At 67.6% G+C, this 16,381-nt stretch carries 17 protein-coding genes; 14 read left to right on the top strand and 3 right to left on the bottom strand.

Translation table 11 applies throughout. The features are described 5' to 3' along the window. The first annotated feature begins 20 nt into the window (after positions 1 to 20). Both EJ903_RS01050 and EJ903_RS01045 read left to right on the top strand, forming a co-directional pair. Positions 21 to 848 carry a helix-turn-helix transcriptional regulator gene (locus EJ903_RS01050; RefSeq protein WP_126611281.1) on the top strand — a complete coding sequence of 276 codons (828 nt, stop codon included), beginning with the start codon at positions 21 to 23 and terminating at the stop codon, positions 846 to 848. A gap of 64 nt (positions 849 to 912) precedes the next feature. Next, positions 913 to 1,704 (top strand): SDR family NAD(P)-dependent oxidoreductase, encoded by a 792-nt coding sequence (locus tag EJ903_RS01045; protein ID WP_246015061.1) that lies wholly within the window; start codon positions 913 to 915, stop codon positions 1,702 to 1,704. Between the two features lie 6 nt (positions 1,705 to 1,710). Here EJ903_RS01045 and EJ903_RS01040 read toward each other — a convergent pair whose 3' ends face one another. The 3 genes from EJ903_RS01040 to EJ903_RS01030 all read right to left on the bottom strand — a co-directional run bounded on the left by EJ903_RS01040 (position 1,711) and on the right by EJ903_RS01030 (position 4,925). Continuing rightward, positions 1,711 to 3,189 carry a pentapeptide repeat-containing protein gene (locus tag EJ903_RS01040; RefSeq protein ID WP_126611279.1) on the bottom strand — a complete coding sequence of 493 codons (1,479 nt, stop codon included), beginning with the start codon at positions 3,187 to 3,189 and terminating at the stop codon, positions 1,711 to 1,713. A gap of 181 nt (positions 3,190 to 3,370) precedes the next feature. Continuing rightward, positions 3,371 to 4,003, bottom strand: a complete 633-nt coding sequence (locus tag EJ903_RS01035) for an MlaC/ttg2D family ABC transporter substrate-binding protein (RefSeq protein ID WP_246015059.1) — start codon at positions 4,001 to 4,003, stop codon at positions 3,371 to 3,373. A 139-nt stretch (positions 4,004 to 4,142) separates the two neighbouring features. Further along, complete coding sequence (locus EJ903_RS01030; protein ID WP_126611277.1) at positions 4,143 to 4,925, bottom strand: MlaA family lipoprotein; 783 nt, start codon at positions 4,923 to 4,925, stop codon at positions 4,143 to 4,145. Between the two features lie 386 nt (positions 4,926 to 5,311). Here EJ903_RS01030 and EJ903_RS01025 point away from each other — a divergent pair, with 386 nt between their 5' ends. The 12 genes from EJ903_RS01025 (at position 5,312) to EJ903_RS00970 (ending at position 16,378) form a co-directional block, all read left to right on the top strand. Further along, complete coding sequence (locus EJ903_RS01025) at positions 5,312 to 6,295, top strand: ArsR/SmtB family transcription factor (RefSeq protein WP_126611275.1); 984 nt, start codon at positions 5,312 to 5,314, stop codon at positions 6,293 to 6,295. Continuing rightward, positions 6,292 to 7,194 (top strand): methylenetetrahydrofolate reductase [NAD(P)H], encoded by a 903-nt coding sequence (metF, locus tag EJ903_RS01020; RefSeq protein WP_126611274.1) that lies wholly within the window; start codon positions 6,292 to 6,294, stop codon positions 7,192 to 7,194. Before EJ903_RS01025 ends, metF begins: the two co-directional genes overlap by 4 nt. Positions 7,195 to 7,268: 74 nt before the next feature. Then, a complete protein-coding gene (locus EJ903_RS01015) occupies positions 7,269 to 7,742 on the top strand; it encodes a DUF29 domain-containing protein (protein ID WP_126611272.1) in 474 nt (157 codons plus the stop codon). A 39-nt stretch (positions 7,743 to 7,781) separates the two neighbouring features. Next, positions 7,782 to 11,273: a methionine synthase gene (gene metH / locus EJ903_RS01010; RefSeq protein WP_126611271.1), complete on the top strand. Its 3,492-nt coding sequence runs from the start codon at positions 7,782 to 7,784 to the stop codon at positions 11,271 to 11,273. A gap of 78 nt (positions 11,274 to 11,351) precedes the next feature. Next, positions 11,352 to 11,699 (top strand): nucleotidyltransferase domain-containing protein, encoded by a 348-nt coding sequence (locus EJ903_RS01005; RefSeq protein WP_246015057.1) that lies wholly within the window; start codon positions 11,352 to 11,354, stop codon positions 11,697 to 11,699. Further along, positions 11,689 to 12,096: a HEPN domain-containing protein gene (locus EJ903_RS01000; protein WP_126611270.1), complete on the top strand. Its 408-nt coding sequence runs from the start codon at positions 11,689 to 11,691 to the stop codon at positions 12,094 to 12,096. Before EJ903_RS01005 ends, EJ903_RS01000 begins: the two co-directional genes overlap by 11 nt. After that, positions 12,093 to 12,602, top strand: coding sequence for a thioesterase family protein (locus EJ903_RS00995; RefSeq protein WP_126611269.1), 510 nt, complete (start codon positions 12,093 to 12,095; stop codon positions 12,600 to 12,602). The genes EJ903_RS01000 and EJ903_RS00995 overlap by 4 nt, the downstream gene beginning before the upstream one ends. Further along, on the top strand, positions 12,599 to 13,102 hold the full coding sequence (locus EJ903_RS00990) for a pentapeptide repeat-containing protein (RefSeq protein ID WP_126611268.1): 504 nt from the start codon (positions 12,599 to 12,601) through the stop codon (positions 13,100 to 13,102). Before EJ903_RS00995 ends, EJ903_RS00990 begins: the two co-directional genes overlap by 4 nt. A 191-nt stretch (positions 13,103 to 13,293) precedes the next feature. Continuing rightward, on the top strand, positions 13,294 to 13,572 hold the full coding sequence (locus EJ903_RS00985) for a ribbon-helix-helix domain-containing protein (RefSeq protein WP_126611267.1): 279 nt from the start codon (positions 13,294 to 13,296) through the stop codon (positions 13,570 to 13,572). 147 nt (positions 13,573 to 13,719) lie between these two features. After that, positions 13,720 to 14,268, top strand: a complete 549-nt coding sequence (gene cobU, locus EJ903_RS00980) for a bifunctional adenosylcobinamide kinase/adenosylcobinamide-phosphate guanylyltransferase (protein ID WP_377005531.1) — start codon at positions 13,720 to 13,722, stop codon at positions 14,266 to 14,268. Then, positions 14,265 to 14,888 carry a cob(I)yrinic acid a,c-diamide adenosyltransferase gene (gene cobO, locus EJ903_RS00975; RefSeq protein ID WP_126611266.1) on the top strand — a complete coding sequence of 208 codons (624 nt, stop codon included), beginning with the start codon at positions 14,265 to 14,267 and terminating at the stop codon, positions 14,886 to 14,888. Before cobU ends, cobO begins: the two co-directional genes overlap by 4 nt. A 2-nt stretch (positions 14,889 to 14,890) precedes the next feature. Beyond that, positions 14,891 to 16,378 (top strand): cobyric acid synthase, encoded by a 1,488-nt coding sequence (locus EJ903_RS00970; protein ID WP_126611265.1) that lies wholly within the window; start codon positions 14,891 to 14,893, stop codon positions 16,376 to 16,378. Positions 16,379 to 16,381: the final 3 nt, after the last annotated feature.

Raw genomic sequence — 16,381 nt, 5'->3', positions numbered from 1 at the left:
CCGTTTCTGGGGGAGGGGCGATGGCCGACGGGGTGGCGGGAAACCGGGCGCGCTATTGGCGGGACCGGGACGTTCCTGGTCTGCGGCTGCTGCACGCCGATTTCACCCATCATGATTACACCCCGCATTTCCACGAGGCCTGGGTCATTGCCATCACCGAAGCGGGCGGGTCGGAGTTTCACAGCCGTGGCCTGACCGCCGAGGCGACGGGGCAGGCCGTGTTGGTGTTCAACCCGCTGGAACCCCATTCCGGGCGGATGGGGCGCAGCGACCGGTGGCGCTACCGCTCCTTCTACCTGCGGCCATCGGCCATCAGCGCGGTGATGTCGCTGCTCGACGTTTCAGAGGAACCCTATTTCCGCAACAATCTGGTCACGGATCCGGCGCTGGCCGCGTCTTTCCTGCGCCTGCACCGGGCGATGGAGGGGGCGGACGATCCGCTGCTGCGGCAGGAGCTGTTGGCGCTCAGCTTCGGCGGTCTGGTCGGCCGTCACGCGACGGACCGGCCCAGGCGGGCACCGGGCCGTCGGCGGGCCAGCATCGCCCAGGCCATCGCCCTGATTCACGACGCGCATGACCAGCGTTTGACGTTGGAGGATTTGGGGCGGGTGTCCGGCCTGACCGTGTTCCAGACCATCCGGGCCTTCAAGCAGGTCACGGGGCTGACCCCACACGCCTATCTGACGCAAACCCGGCTGTTGGCGGCGGCCCTGCGGCTGGAACGGGGGGAGCCACTGGCCGACACAGCGCTGGCCGTCGGCTTTTACGATCAAAGCGCCTTCACCCGGCAATTCAAGCGGACCTACGGCATCACGCCGCTGTGCTACGCCCGCGCCATGCGGGGATGACCGTGCCCGATGAGGCTCGTCTGTCAATTTTCGCCAAGAGCGGATCGGCCCGGATCGGGCAGGCTTGCCCGGTGTCGCACAGACGGAGCAGGGGCGGGTGATGGCGGATTTCACGGGAAAGATCGCGCTGGTGACGGGGGCAACCTCCGGGATCGGCGCCGCGACGGCGCGGGCCTTTGCGGCGGCGGGGGCGACGGTGGTGGCCGTTGGCCGCGACCACGCGCGCGGAGAGGCGGTGGTCGCCGATTGTGACGCGGCGGGTGGTGCCGGGTCGGTGTTTCTGGCCGCCGACGTGACCGCCCCGGACGCGCTGGACGGCGTTGTGGCGTCGGTGGTGGAACGGTTCGGGCGGTTGGACATCGCGTTCAACAACGCCGGTTGGCAGGAGGCGCGCGCGCCGCTTGCCGACCAGCCGGACGACGTGTTCGACCGCGTGTTCGCCACCAACACCCGGTCCCTGTTTCAGGCGATGCGGGCGCAGATCACGGTGATGCGGGCGCAGGGTGGCGGTGTGATCGTCAACAACGCGTCGGTCAGCGGTGTGCGCAACCCCAACCCCGGTTTGGCCCTTTACGCGGCCTCCAAGGCCGCCGCGCTGGCCTTGACCCGCACGGCGGCGCTGGAAAACGCGCCGCTCGGCGTTCGGATCAACGCGGTGTCGCCGGGGCGGGTCGAAACGCCGATGATGCTGGGATCCAAGATCGCCGATATGAACGTGGTGGCGGCTGGCTTGCCCGCCCGTCGTTTGGGTCAGCCGGAGGAGGTGGCGCGGGCGGTGCTGTGGCTGGCGTCCGACGCGGCGTCCTTCGTCATCGGCCACAATCTGTGCGTGGATGGCGGATTCCTGGCGACGTGAGGGGCCTTACCCCGCCAGCTTCTGATGCTCCAGGAAGGCGGTTTTCAGCAGGGCTTTCAGATCGTCGCCATATTGGTTGAAGCGGACGGAGAGTTGGCCGCGCTCCTCGTCGCGGTGGAGCACCACCAGATTGGCGACGGCGGCCACATCCTCGCGGTCGGCCATCACCACGCGGGCCTGAAAGCTCTGGCCCCGCCGGTAGGGCTGGTTGACCGCCAGCAGGCACAGGCCGCCGACCGACCAGTTGCGGGCGGGGAACACGCCGTGTTCGGTGTGGACGACCAGACCGGGGCGGACGAAGCGCTTTTGCCGCCGCCGCTCTTCCGGCGGGGGCGGGGTGACGGCCCCGGCGTTGGCGATGTCGATGCCGCTGTTCTCGGTCAGCGTGTTGGTGAAGACGCCGCCGCGCACCACGGCGTCGCCCATGCGGGCCTCGCGCAGGTCGGCGTCGGAGAAATCGGCCCCTTCGAAATTGGCGGGCCAGGCCCGGCCACCGGCCAGCATGGTCGGGCTGGCGTCGGCCCGGTTGAACAGCGTGTGGGCCAGATAGGCGCGGCGCAGGGTGGCCCCGCGCAGGCTGGCGTCGCTGAGGTCGGATTCGTCGAGGTCGATGTAGGAGAGTTCGGCCATGTCCAGATTGGCCCTGGTCAGGCGCGCGCCGGGCAGGCGGCAGCGCCGCAGCCGGGCGGCGGCCAGCGTGCGGCCGTGCAGATCGGCCCCGGCCACCGACACCAGATCCAAATCCAGCCGCGCCCCCTCGGCCCCGCCGCTGTCCACCCACCGCTCGTGCGCGGCGACCCGTTCCAGAAACTCCGCCACCGGCATGGCGCTGTAGTTGGGCTTGATGATCGCCTCGGGCGGCAGGGCGAAGGGGATGTAGGTGCGGGTCAGCGTGGCCTGATCCATCACCGTGTTGCCGAACACCACCCCGTCCAGCGTCGCCCCGCAAAAATCCGTGCCCATCAGCACCGCCGAGGTCAGCTCCGCCCCGGTCAGGTCGGCGTCGTTCAGGTCGGCCCCGGTCAGGTCGCAGCCGGAAAAATTCGCCCCGGCCAGGATCGAGCGTTCCATCTTGGCTTCGGTCAGCCGGGTGGTTCCGCCGCCGTGCGCCGTGTTGGAATCGTCCATCAACTCCCCGGCGCGGAAATCGGCCCCGCGCAGGTTGGCGTCGGTCAATTGCGCCCGGTGCAGGTTGGCCCCGCGCAGATCGGCCCCGGTCAGCGCCGCGCCCGACAGGTTGATCCCCTCCATGTCCGCGCCGAACAGATCGGCCTGGGTCAGATCGGCCCGCACCATCCGGGTGTTGGACAGGTTGCACCCGGCCAGCTTGGCCCCCGACAGCGCCACCCGTTCCAGGTTGAGCCGCGACAGGTCGCGAAAGCTGAGGTCGGCGCGCTTGCCGCTGCTGGGCCGCTTCAGCCACGCCTGATGCGACAGGATGATCTTTTTGATCTCCTCGACCTCGGACGGAGCGCGTTCGGCCATGGCGGTAAGAGTCCCGTTTGTGCCCTGGAATGGGCAAAGCAAATCATCGTGACGCAAGCAATGGCGGCAAGGATAGCGGTTTCGCACCGCCGCGTCACGGATTCCCCACGGCAAAACACCAAGGGCCGCCCCGATGGAGCGGCCCTTGGTGTCAGCGATTCCGGGGACCGGAGCGGGACAATCAGCCCGCCTTGCCGACCTTTTGGCGCAGAGCCTGGATCAGCCCGTCGATTTTTCCGCCATTCTGCTGGACGACGGAGGCGAATTCCTGCCGCTGGGTCACGCCCATGCTGACATTCTCGACCACGACGTCGATGATCTTGTAATCGGCGTCCTTCTTGCGAACGCGCCAATTCACGTTGACCGGCGGCCCGCTCGGACGGACGATCTGCGTCGTCACCATCGTGTCGGTTTCGCCTTCCGGCTGCGATCCGGCGATCTTGAAGGTTTCGCCCGAATATTCCAGGAATCGTTCGGCGTAGGTGCCGACGATGAGCTGTTCGAACAGCTTCTGGTATTCGGCCTGCTGCGCCTCGGTCGCCTGATTCCAATAGCGGCCCAGCACCCAACGCCCGATGTAGGGAACATCGAAGCCCTTGTGCAGCAGGGCGCGGAACTGTTGCAAGGCCTGCTCCTTCGGCAGGCTCTTGTTGGAAAAGGTGCCGATGGCGTCGTTCCCCAGCTTTTGGATGAACGCACTGGCTCCCGGATCCGCGCTTTGGGCGTGGGCCGGGGACATCAGGGAGGGGCCGACCCCGCTGCTCACCGCGAGCAGGGCCGCGCACGCGACAAACAGGCGACGTGTCAGCATCATCGGATCATGAAGTGGCGGCTGGTCGTGGGTTGTCAACGGTCAAATACCCGGAGCGGCAAAGAAACATCGGGATCGAAGGGTTTGGCCGCCGTCCCCGGCGGGAACGGCGGCCATGCGCCCGATCACAGCGTTTCGGGGATCACTTCTTCGGGGCGGAGGTGAAATCGGGGAACTCCGGCCCGCTGACCGGCTTGTTCTCGATCTCCGCCTGCCGCTGCTGCTGGTGCAGGCTGCGCACGGTGGCGTAGAAGTCGAGCGAGTTGCGGCGCAGATCGTCCACTTCCTTCAGCACCTGCGACCGGCGATCCACGGCGTTGGCAACCGCACGGCCGGTCAACGCGCCCTTGTTGCTGGTGGCGTAACCCCAGACGCGGACCGGATCGGCGACGCTGTCCACGCCATAGCCGACCGCGTCGCGCAGATTCGACGGGCCGAGCAGCGGCAGCACCAGATAGGGGCCGCTGTCCAGGCCCCAGACCGCCAGGGTCTGGCCGAAATCCTCGGGCCGGTTGGGGATGCCCGCCTGCGTGGCGACGTCGGCGATGCCGCCGGCACCCAGGATGGTGTTGGTCAGGAAACGGCCGGTGGCGTGCTGCGCGCCCTCGAAATTCCCTTGCAACAGGTTGTTGGCGATGTAAAGCGGTGCCATCAGGTTGTCGATGAAGTTGTGGATCACGTCCCGGATCGGATCGGGGACGACCACGGTGTACACCTCGGCGGCGGGGCGCAGGGCGATGGTGTCGATGGCCTCGTTCGCGGCGAAGACGAAGCGATTCGGCACTTCCAACGGGTCGTTGACCTCGTAGGCGGCGTCCTTGGCACCGGAGTCGCCGGGCTTGGTCGCGCAGGCCGACACGGACAGGGCAAAGGCGGCGACGGCGGCCGAGCGGAGGATGGAGCGTGAGAGACTGGCCAGCTTCATGGTGCGACGGCTCTTTTCTGGAGGCTCAACTCGGGTCGGATCGCCGGTCTTCCCCATCGGGTCCATCGGGTCCTGCGGCGGGAACCCAAGGGGCATGACAGAGGCGGCGGCGCGTGCGTGAAAAGTGTGTGCGAGAAATCACCCAATTTCCACCTTTTCGTCCACTAGCACACAGCCGTTGGTTTGACCAGTGTCGTGGCACCCAGGCCACAGACCTTGCGTCACCTGTGGCGGCCCTGCCGCAGTGCTTGGCGACGCCTTTGGGTGTGACCCTGACGAATCCAGTTTACGACGCATAAAGATATCTTTATATCTGTATCCAGAATGGCGGATGCGCGGATGACCCGCGTCGGAATCCAGGTGTAAGGAAGTCGGGTGAAGGGGCGATGGACGATCTGCTTGCGACCCTGAAGGCGGCGGCGGAACCGACGCGGCTTCGGCTGCTGGCGCTGTGCGCGCATGGCGAGCTGACGGTGACGGAGCTGACCCAGATATTGGGGCAGAGCCAGCCGCGCGTCTCCCGCCACCTGAAACTGCTGTGCGACGCCGGGCTGCTCGACCGTTTCCGCGAGGGGACCTTCGCCTTTTTCCGGCTGGCCGAGAAAGGCCCGTCGGCGGAGCTGGCGCGGGTGCTGGTGGACGCCATTCCGGCATCCGATCCCACCCAGGCGCTGGATCTGGAACGGCTGGAGGCGATCAAGCGCGGCCGGTCGGAGAGCGCGGCCACCTATTTCCGTGAAAACGCCGCGCGCTGGGACGAAATCCGCTCCCTCCACATCGCCGAGCGCGAGGTGGAGGCGGCGTTGCTGCGGCTGTTCCCCGACGCGGGCGTGGAGTCGCTGCTCGACATCGGCACCGGAACCGGGCGGATGCTGGAGGTGCTGGGGCCGCGCGCCCAGCGCGCCACCGGCGTCGATCAATCGCGCGAGATGCTGGCCGTCGCCCGCACCAAGCTGGAGGGGGCGGGCCTGCGCCATTGCCATGTGCGGCAGGCCGACCTCTACCAGTTGCCCTTTCCCGGCGGCTCCTTTGACGCCGCCATCATCCATCAGGTGCTGCACTTCACCGAGACGCCCGCCGACGCGGTGGCCGAGGCCGCGCGCGTGCTGCGCCCCGGTGGCGCGTTGCTGATCGTCGATTTCGCGCCCCACACGCTGGAAACCCTGCGCGAGGAGCACGCCCACCGCCGTCTCGGCTTCGCCGAGGAGGAGGTGGCGGGCTGGTGCCGTCAGGCCGGGCTGTCTTGCGGCCCGGTGGTGCATCTGCCCGGCGATCCCCTCACCGTCTCCATCTGGCCCGCCATCCGCCTTGCGGCGGCCGGGCCGTCCGCCTCCACCCCCGCCCTTTCGTTCAGCGGAGTTCCGTCATGACCGCCACGCCGTCCGTCAGCTTTGAATTTTTTCCGCCCAAGACGGAGAAGATGGAGCAAAGCCTGTGGCAGTCCATCCGCCGTCTGGCCCCGCTGTCGCCCAGCTTCGTGTCCGTGACCTATGGCGCGGGCGGCTCGACCCGCGAGCGCACCCACGCCACGGTCTGCCGCATCCAGGCTGAAACCGGCATTCCGGCGGCGGCGCATTTCACCTGCGTCGGGGCCACCCGCGCGGAGATCGACGCCATCGCCCGGACCTATTGGGACGCGGGCATCCGCCATCTGGTCGCTCTGCGCGGCGACCCGCCCGACGCCGTCGGCGGGGTGGGCGGGGCCTATGAGCCGTTCCCCGGCGGCTACGCCTACGCCGCCGATCTGGTGGCGGGGATGAAGCGGATCGCCGATTTCGAAATCTCCGTCGCCGCCTATCCCGAAAGCCATCCCGACGCGCCCAGCGCCCAGTTCGACCTGGACAATCTGAAGCGCAAGGTGGACGCCGGGGCGACCCGCGCCATCACCCAGTTCTTTTTCGACAACGATGTGTATTTCCGTTTCCTCGACCGCTGCGCGGCGGCGGGCATCACCGTGCCGATCGTGCCCGGCATCCTGCCGATCACCAACTTCGCCCGCGCGGTGGAATTCGCCGGCAAATGCGGGGCCTCCATGCCCGCCAAGCTGGCCGAAACCTTCGAGGGGCTGGACGACGATCCGGAGACCCGCCAGCTCGTCGCCGCGACGGTGGCGGCGGAGCAGTGCCAGGCCTTGCAGGCCCAGGGAGTGAATGATTTCCATTTCTACACCCTCAACCGCTCCGACCTGACCATCGCCATCTGCCGCATGCTGGGGGTGAAGGCGCAGGCCGCCCCGGCGGGCGATGGCGTGGACGGGGCCGGGCGCTGATCCGGGCCACCGGGTCAAGACGGGGGGGGAGGGGCGTGCTACACTCGCGGCCCAGCACGGCGGAGGGAGGCATCATGGACAACCGGATCGGTTACGACACGGATTTCCTCGCCTGGACGGAAGAACAGGCCCGCCTGCTGCGCGACGCCGCGCGGGAACGCCCCAACATGCCCATTGATTGGGATCAGGTTGCCGAGGAGATCGAGAGCATGGGCCGGTCGGAAGCCAACGCGCTGACCAGCGCGCTGACCCGCGTGATCGAACATCTCCTGAAGCTGGAGCATTCGCCTGCCCAAGGCCCGCGCGCCGGTTGGCGGCGGTCGGTGCGCGAGCATCGCAACCAGGCCAACGACGCGTTGGAGGCCAGCCCCAGCCTGCGCGGCAAGCTCGATCTGGCCAAATGCCACCGCCGTGGCCGTGCTTTTGCCGCCGATGGCCTGGAACAGGACGGCATCACCGCCGCTGATCTGCCCCTCGATTGCCCATACACCTTGGACCAATTGCTGGATGATGAGTGGTGGCCCGCCCACCGTCATCCTTCCGCCTGAACCCGAACCCGCTCAAGCCACGGACAAGAAGCCTCTCCCATGCCCCACATCCTCGACATCCTGCGTGACCGCGTTCTGCTGTGCGACGGCGGGTTTGGCAGCCGCATCCAGGCGCTTGACCTTGACGTCGAGGCGGATTACTGGGGGCATGAGAACTGCACCGACATCCTGCCGCTGTCCCGTCCCGACATCGTCCGCGAGATCCATCGCGGCTATTTCGAGGCCGGGGCCGACATGGTGGAAACCGACACCTTCGGCGCCTCGCCGGTGACGTTGGGCGAGTTCGGCATTGGCGACAAAGCCTTTGAAATCAACCAGCGCGCCGTCGAGCTGGCGCGCGAGGCGGCGGAGAGCTTCACCGACGGGCAGCCGCGCTTCGTCATCGGCTCCATCGGGCCGGGGACCAAGCTGCCCAGCCTGGGCCACATCGCCTACCAGCCGTTGGAAGACAGCTTTTACGTCCAGGCCGCCGGGCTGATCGCGGGCGGGGCCGACGCCATTCTGGTGGAAACCTGCCAGGACCCCTTGCAGATCAAGGCGGCGGTCAACGGCATCAAGCGCGCGCGGGCGGACGCCAAGGCCGACGTCCCGGTGTTCGTGCAGGTGACGGTGGAAACCACCGGCACGCTGCTGGTCGGCACCGACATCGCGGCGGCGGCCACCGTCATCCAGGCGCTCGACGTGCCGTTGATGGGGCTGAACTGCGCCACCGGCCCGCTGGAGATGAGCGAACATGTGCGCTGGCTGTCGCAGAACTGGCCGGGCCTGATCTCGGTCCAGCCCAACGCCGGTCTGCCGGAGCTGGTGGACGGCAAGACCCATTACCCGCTGCGCGCCGATGATTTCGCCCATTGGCTGGAGCGTTTCGTCGTGGAGGACGGCGTCACTCTGGTCGGCGGCTGCTGCGGCACCAACGTGCCGCACATCAGCGCCGCCAACCAGATGCTGCGCAAGCTGGCCCCCGCCGGGTCGCACCGCCCGAATCCGAAGGGGCGGACGGTCCACTGGGTTCCGGCGGTCGCCTCGCTGTATTCGCAGGTCACGCTGCGCCAGGAAAACGCCTTCTTCGCCATCGGCGAACGCTGCAACGCCAACGGCTCCAAGAAATGGCGCGAGTTGCAAGAGCGTCACGATTGGGACGGCTGCGTGGACATGGCGCGCGAGCAGGTGAAGGAGGGCAGCCATTCGCTGGACGTCTGCACCGCCTTTGTCGGGCGCGACGAGGTGGCGGAGATGCAGGCGGTGGTGTCGCGCTTCTCCGGCTCCGTCACGTCGCCGCTGGTCATCGATTCGACCGAATACATCGTGTTGGAAAAGGCGCTGGCGCTGTATGGCGGCAAGGCGATCCTCAACTCGATCAATTTCGAGGATGGCGAGGAACCGGCGCGCAAGCGGCTGGCGCTGGCCAAGAAATTCGGCGCGGCGGTGATCGCGCTGACCATTGACGAAGAGGGGATGGCCAAGACCCCCGACCGCAAGCTCGCCATCGCCAAGCGGCTCTATGATCTGGCGGTCAACGAGTATGGGCTGGCCCCCGCCGACCTGCTGTTCGACCCGCTGACCTTCACCATCGCCACCGGCAACGAGGACGACCGCAAGCTCGCCATCTGGACGCTGGAGGGGATCGAGGCGATCGCCCGCGAAATGCCGGGCTGCCAGATCATCCTGGGCCTGTCCAACGTCTCCTTCGGTCTGAACGCGGCGGCGCGCCACGTCCTGAACTCGGTCTTCCTCGACCACGCGGTGAAGAAGGGGATGACCGGGGCCATCGTCCATGTCTCCAAGATCCTGCCGCTGCACCAGATCCCGGAACAGGAGGTCAAGACCGCCGAGGATCTGATCTTCGACCGGCGGGCGGAGGGCTATGACCCGCTGCAAGCCTTCATCGCCCTGTTCGAAGGCCGCAAGGCGGCGGACGCCAAGAAGAAGGCGCGCGCCGAAACGGTCGAGGAACGGCTGAAGGAACGCATCGTCGATGGCGACCGCACCGGCCTGGAAGACGACCTGACCGAGGCGATGAAGACTCATTCGCCGCTGGAGATCATCAACACCTATCTGCTCGACGGCATGAAGGTGGTGGGCGAGCTGTTCGGGGCGGGCAAGATGCAGTTGCCCTTCGTCCTGCAATCGGCGGAAACCATGAAGGCCGCCGTCGCCTGGCTGGAACCCCACATGGAGAAGGTGGAGGGCCAGCAAAAGGGCACGATGGTGCTCGCCACGGTGAAGGGCGACGTCCACGACATCGGCAAGAATCTGGTCGACATCATCCTGACCAACAACGGCTACAAGGTGGTCAATCTCGGCATCAAGCAGCCGGTGACGGCGATCATCCAGGCGGCGAAGGAGCACAAGGCCGACGCCATCGGCATGTCCGGGCTGCTGGTGAAATCCACCGTCGTCATGCGCGAGAACCTGGAAGAGATGACGCGCGAGGGGCTGGAGGTGCCGGTGCTGCTGGGCGGGGCCGCGCTGACCCGCGCCTATGTCGAGGGCGATTGCGTCGGTTCCTACGGCTCCGGCCGCGTCGCCTACGCGGGCGACGCCTTCGACGGGCTGACCCTGATGGACAAGGTGGTGGACGGCAGCTTTGACCAGCAGCTTGCCATCATCCAGGCCAAGCGGTCGGGCAAGGCGGTCAACCGCCGCCGCGTGCTGGGGCAGGCGACCGGGGCGGCGACCGGCCCGGTGGACAAGGATGCCACGCGCGCCCGCCGCCGCCGCCTGGGCGAGGGCGTGCCGGTGCCGACCCCGCCCTTCTGGGGGCCGAAGGTCATCGACCATGTGCCGCTGAAGACGCTGGTCACGTATCTGAACGAACGGATGCTCTACCAGCTCCAATGGGGCTACCGGAAGGACGGCAAGTCGTTCGAGGAGTTCAAGGAGTGGGCGAAGAAGGAGCTTCGCCCGGTGCTCGACCGCATCTTGCAGATCGCGGCGAAGGAGGAGATTCTGCGCCCGACCGCCGTCTACGGCTATTGGAAGGCGGCGGCGGACGGCAACGACGTCATCCTCTTCGCCGAGAACGGTGAAACGGAGGTCGCGCGCTTCACCCTGCCGCGCCAGGGCAAGGAGGATGGCGAGTGCATCGCCGACTTCCTGCGTGACGTGAACGACGGCGAACGCGACGTGCTGGGCCTTCAGGTCGTCACCATGGGCCAGCATTGCGCCGATGTGGCGCGCGAATGGTTCGCCGAAAACCGCTATCAGGATTACCTCTACCTGCATGGCCTGTCGGTGGAGATGACCGAAGCGATGGCGGAATACGTCCACGCCCGCATCCGCGCCGAGCTGGGCTATGGCGCGGAGGACAGCCGCGACAAGGAGAAGCTGTTGCAGCAGTCCTATCGCGGCAGCCGCTACAGCTTCGGCTACCCGGCCTGCCCGAACCTGGAGGACCAGGAGCAGTTGTTGAAACTGCTCGACGCGGGCCGCATCGGCGTCGAGATGTCCGACGAGTTCCAACTCCACCCGGAACAGAGCACTTCGGCCATCGTCCTGCACCACCCGCGCGCGAAGTATTTCAGCGTGTAACACCGGGGTCAGAGCGTTTCTGACCGCGTGAAAGCCCGCAACCACCGCCCGCCCATCCTGTGTTAGGATGGGCGGGCGGTGGCAACCCGGATGGTGGTGGGCATGGCGGTGGTCGATGATGAAAAGCTGCGCATCCTGCTGGACCGGATCATCCCGGCGCTGAAGCCGGAGGCCGTCTATCTGTTTGGCAGCCGGGCGCGCGGTGATTGCCACGAAGACAGCGATTACGATCTGTTGGTGATCGTCCCTGACGACACGCCCAAGGAACAGCGCAGCCTGCGTTGGGCGTTTGCGGCCAACCGTGACACCGGCGTTCCGGCGGACATCGTTCCCTGCTCCAGAAACGGATTCGAACGCTACAAGGATTCGGTTGGCACGCTGTGCTACGAAGCCAACCACAACGGCGTCCGTGTCTATGGAGCGTGACGTTGTCCGGTCCTGGATCGGGGTGGCCGACCGTGATCTTGCCATCATCCGCAAGGCCATCGTCGGCCCCGACCCAGAGCCGGCGGGGGCTGCCTTCCACTGCCAGCAGGCGGCGGAAAAGCTGGTGAAGGCGCTGTTGGTCGCCGCCGGGCTTCACCCACCCAAGAGTCATGATCTGTCGATGCTGACCGGGCGGTTGCCCGCCGACCATCCGTTGCGCCCGGTTTTGGTTCCCTTCCAACGCTTTACCGAACTGGCCGTCGCCTACCGCTATCCAGCAACGGATCTGTTTGACGCTCCACCCGACGATCCCACGGTTGAGGAGGTTGTTGCGTGGTTGGGCGAGATTGAGACCGTGCGGGCCGACATCCTGCGCTTTTTGGGATTTGCCGAATGACCACCCCCGCACCGCTCACCCTGCACAGCGCCACCGTCCGGCCGGAGTGGATCGACTACAACGGCCACATGAACGTGGCCTATTACCTGTTGGCCTTCGATCAGGCGACCGACGCGGTGCTCGACCATTTTGGCTTGGGGCGGGCCTATGTCGCGGCGGAACAGCGCTCCCTGTTCGTCGTTGACGCGCATTTGACCTACGCGCGGGAGGTGGTGGAGGGCGATCCGCTGCGCTTCGCCACGCTGGTGCTGGGGGCGGACGGCAAGCGGCTGCACCTGTTCCACCAGATGCACCACGCGGGCGATGGGACGCTGGCGGCGACGGCGGAATTCATGCTGCTGCACGTCGATCTGACGACGCGAAAATCCTGCTCCTTTGAACCGTCCGCCGCCGCCGCCCTGGCCGCGATGGTGGCGGCGCACGCCTTGTTGCCGTGTCCGCCGCAGGCGGGGCGGGCGGTGCGCGCCCTTGCGCCCGCCTCTGAACTCCCCATCTCAAGGGGATGATGCAGCGACCTTTCCCCGCCCTGGTGTTTGGGCTGTTTCTGGTGACGGTCTCCGGCGCGGCGCTGGCCGATTGCAACGGGGTGGCGCAGGCGGGCGTGGTCTGGCGGCGCTGCGCCTTTGACGGGCAGGCGATGCCGGGCGCGCGCCTGACCGGGGCGATGCTGCGCGACAGCAGCTTTCAGCGCGCCGACCTGACCGGGGCCGACCTCAGCGACGCCGATGGCTACCGCGCCAAATTCATCAGCGCAACCTTGGTTGGCGCGCGGTTTGACCGGGCACGCCTGATTGAGGTCGATTTCACCCGCGCCGATCTGGCCGGAGCCTCCCTGCGCGACGCCGATCTGCGCAACGCCAAGTTGGTGGGCGCATCGCTGGCCAACGCCGATCTCAGTGGGGCGAAGCTGGGCGGGGCCGACCTGCACAACGCCGATCTGAGTGGGGCGCGCTGGACCGACGGCGCGCGGCTGTGCGGCCCGCGTTCGGTCGGGGAATGCCACTGACACGCTGGGTTCTCAACGCCTTTTCGACTTTGGTCCGGTGTCGCGCGGCCTTTGGAGAAAGGGCCTATGCCCTTGGCTATTCCCTACCGAACCGTATTCTGACCATTGTTTCGGCCCGGCTGTGAAAGACTTCACTGCGGCGGGGTGTATTGCGCGGGTATGCATCCGGTGTCGGATGATGGAGGCGTGATATGCTGATTTGCCGGAATGTGAAAGTGGATGGCCGTCGCACCAGCTTGCGGATGGAGCCGGAATTGTGGGACGCGGCGCAGGACATTGCCCAGCGCCGGGCCATGACCATCCATTCCCTGTTGACGGAAATCGATCAAACCCGTGGTGAGGCTCATTTGACCGGCGCGCTGCGGGTGTACATCGTCGGCTATTACCGCCGTCTGGTCCGTGGCCTGGACAGCTACGGCATGACCCGCGCGGTGGAACGGGCGATGCCCGCCGGTGCGACGATCCAATAAGGTCACGTCACGTGCCTTGCCGCATGGCCCCTTCCGGTGGAAGGGGCCTTTTGCGTTTGGGCCAAGGCCCCGTGGCGGGTTTGACGGATCGGGTTGGGTTTGCGACAGTCCGCATCCGCCCGCACCGCCCGCCGGAGACGCCTGCCCATGATGACCGCTGTTCCCCCGATCCCCGACCTGACGTTGGTGCTGGGCGGCGCGCGGTCGGGCAAGAGCCGCTTTGCCGAGGGGCTGGTCACGGCGTTGGACGGGCCGCGCGTCTACATCGCCACCGCGCGGGCCTGGGACCAGGAAATGGCCGACCGCATCGCCCAGCACCGCACCGATCGCGGGCCGCACTGGCGGACGGTGGAGGAGCCGCTTGACCTGTGCGGGGCCTTGCGCGCCCACGCGGCGGCGGGCGGCGCTCTGCTGGTCGATTGCCTGACCCTGTGGCTGACGAATCGCCTGCTCGCCGACGAGGACGCCGACATCGCCGCCGACACCGCCGCGCTGGTCGCCCTGCTGCCGACGCTGCCGGGGCGGGTGGTGCTGGTGTCGAACGAGGTCGGTTTGGGCATCGTGCCGGACAACGCGCTGGCCCGCTGCTTCCGCGACCACGCCGGGCGGCTGCATCAGGCCATCGCCGCCATCGCCCCCCGCGTCGTTCTGACCGTGGCGGGGCTGCCGATTTACGCAAAAGGACAGGCCCTGTGACCGACCCCACCGTTGATGAGGCGGAGATCAACCGCCGCCACGCCGAAAAGATGAAGCGCCGCAAGGCGTTGCAGGAACGCGCCCTGGCCTCCAAGACCATGGAGAAGGGCCTGTTGATGGTCCACACCGGCAAGGGCAAGGGCAAATCGACCGCCGCCTTCGGGCTGATGATGCGGGCGGTCGGCCACGGCATGCGGGTCGGCATGGTCCAATTCGTCAAGGGGGCCTGGTCCACCGGCGAAACCGTGGCGCTGGAGCGCTTCGACGATCTGGTCGATTTTTACACGATGGGGGAGGGCTTCACCTGGGACACCCAGGACCGCGCCCGCGACATCGCCGCCGCGCAAGCCGCGTGGGACAAGGCCAAGGCGATGATGGACGACCCGCGTTACCGCCTGATCGTGCTGGACGAGCTGAACATCGCCCTGCGCATGGATTACCTGCCGCTGGACGAGGTGCTGGCGGTGTTTGCCGCGCGGCGGCCCGACCTGCACGTCTGCGTCACCGGGCGCAACGCCAAGCCGGAACTGATCGCCGCCGCCGACCTCGTCACCGACATGACGCTGGTCAAACACCCGTTCGAGGCCGGGATCAAGGCCCAGGCCGGGATCGAGTTCTGAGCATGGTCACACCCGCTGGGGCCAGACCGGGGCGCGCCATCATGCTCCAGGGGACCGGGTCGGACGTTGGCAAATCGCTGCTGGTGGCCGGGCTGTGCCGGGCGCTGACCCGGCGCGGCCTGTCCGTCCGGCCGTTCAAGCCGCAAAACATGTCCAACAACGCCGCCGTCACCGCCGACGGCGGGGAGATCGGGCGGGCGCAGGCGTTGCAGGCGCGGGCCTGCGGCGTCGCCCCGACCGTCCACATGAATCCGGTGCTGCTGAAGCCGCAGTCGGATGTTGGCTCGCAAATCGTCGTGCGCGGCGTCGTGGTGGGGACCGCGCGGGCCGCCGATTATCAGGCGCGCAAGCGCGAATGGCTCGGCACCGTGCTCGACAGCTTCGCGCGGTTGCGCGCCGAGGCCGACATCGTGGTGGTGGAGGGGGCGGGCAGCCCGGCGGAGGTCAATCTGCGCGCGGGCGACATCGCCAACATGGGCTTTGCCACCGCCGCCGGGGTTCCGGTGGTGCTGGTCGGCGACATCGACCGTGGCGGGGTGATCGCCAGCCTCGTCGGCACCCACGCCCTGTTGCCGGAGGAGGAGCGGGCGCGGATCAAGGGCTATGTCATCAACAAATTCCGGGGTGACGTCCGCCTGTTCGATTCCGGCCTGCGCGTCATCACCGATCGCACCGGTTGGCCCAGCTTCGGCGTGGTTCCCTGGCTGAAGGAAGCGGCGACTCTGCCCGCCGAGGACGCGGTGGCGCTCGACCGCCCCCGGACGCGAGGCGAGGCTGGCGGCGGCGCGCTGCGGGTGGCGGTCCCGATGCTGTCGCGCATCGCCAATTTCGACGATTTCGATCCGCTGGCGCAGGAACCGGGGGTCGAACTGATGATGGTCCCGCCGGGCCGTCCGCTGCCCGCCGCCGATCTGGTCATCCTGCCGGGGACCAAGGCGACCATCGCCGATCTGGCCTTTCTGCGCGCGCAGGGCTGGGACATCGACCTGTTGGCCCACGCCCGGCGCGGTGGGCGGATTTTGGGCATTTGCGGCGGCTATCAGATGCTGGGTCGGACCATCGCCGACCCCGACGGCATCGAAGGACCGCCGGGCGAGGCCGCCGGGCTGGGGCTGCTCGCCGTCGACACGGTGCTGAAGGGGCCGAAGGTGCTGGAGGAGGCGCGCGGGGTGGAGCGCGCGACCGGCGCGGCGGTGTCCGGCTATGAGATGCACATGGGCCGCACGCAGGGGCCGGATTGCGCCCGCCCAATGCTCGATCTGGACGGCGGGACCAGCGATGGTGCCACCTCCACCGACGGGCGGGTGCAGGGCTGCTATCTGCACGGCCTGTTCACCGCCGACGGTTTCCGTGCCGCCTGCCTGTCCGGGTTGGGCGGACGGGTGTCCGGCCTGTCCTATGACGCGGCGGTGGAGGACGCGCTCAACGCCATCGCCGACCGTCTGGAGCGGGAAATGGACATCGACGCGTTTCTTGCGACAGCGGAATGAGCA

This window comes from Azospirillum griseum (genome assembly GCF_003966125.1).
Taxonomy (GTDB): domain Bacteria; phylum Pseudomonadota; class Alphaproteobacteria; order Azospirillales; family Azospirillaceae; genus Azospirillum; species Azospirillum griseum.
This window is presented reverse-complemented; position numbering and strand designations above follow the sequence as displayed.

Coding starts and splice junctions, on each gene's coding strand:
- metF (WP_126611274.1), top strand. CDS start 6,292: ATGACCGCCACGCCGTCCGTCAGCTTTGAATTTTTTCCGCCCAAGACG.
- EJ903_RS01015 (WP_126611272.1), top strand. CDS start 7,269: ATGGACAACCGGATCGGTTACGACACGGATTTCCTCGCCTGGACGGAA.
- EJ903_RS00970 (WP_126611265.1), top strand. CDS start 14,891: ATGGTCACACCCGCTGGGGCCAGACCGGGGCGCGCCATCATGCTCCAG.
- EJ903_RS00995 (WP_126611269.1), top strand. CDS start 12,093: ATGACCACCCCCGCACCGCTCACCCTGCACAGCGCCACCGTCCGGCCG.
- EJ903_RS01030 (WP_126611277.1), bottom strand. CDS start 4,925: ATGAAGCTGGCCAGTCTCTCACGCTCCATCCTCCGCTCGGCCGCCGTC.
- metH (WP_126611271.1), top strand. CDS start 7,782: ATGCCCCACATCCTCGACATCCTGCGTGACCGCGTTCTGCTGTGCGAC.
- EJ903_RS00990 (WP_126611268.1), top strand. CDS start 12,599: ATGATGCAGCGACCTTTCCCCGCCCTGGTGTTTGGGCTGTTTCTGGTG.
- cobU (WP_377005531.1), top strand. CDS start 13,720: ATGATGACCGCTGTTCCCCCGATCCCCGACCTGACGTTGGTGCTGGGC.
- EJ903_RS00985 (WP_126611267.1), top strand. CDS start 13,294: ATGCTGATTTGCCGGAATGTGAAAGTGGATGGCCGTCGCACCAGCTTG.
- EJ903_RS01040 (WP_126611279.1), bottom strand. CDS start 3,189: ATGGCCGAACGCGCTCCGTCCGAGGTCGAGGAGATCAAAAAGATCATC.
- EJ903_RS01050 (WP_126611281.1), top strand. CDS start 21: ATGGCCGACGGGGTGGCGGGAAACCGGGCGCGCTATTGGCGGGACCGG.
- EJ903_RS01000 (WP_126611270.1), top strand. CDS start 11,689: ATGGAGCGTGACGTTGTCCGGTCCTGGATCGGGGTGGCCGACCGTGAT.
- EJ903_RS01035 (WP_246015059.1), bottom strand. CDS start 4,003: ATGATGCTGACACGTCGCCTGTTTGTCGCGTGCGCGGCCCTGCTCGCG.
- EJ903_RS01025 (WP_126611275.1), top strand. CDS start 5,312: ATGGACGATCTGCTTGCGACCCTGAAGGCGGCGGCGGAACCGACGCGG.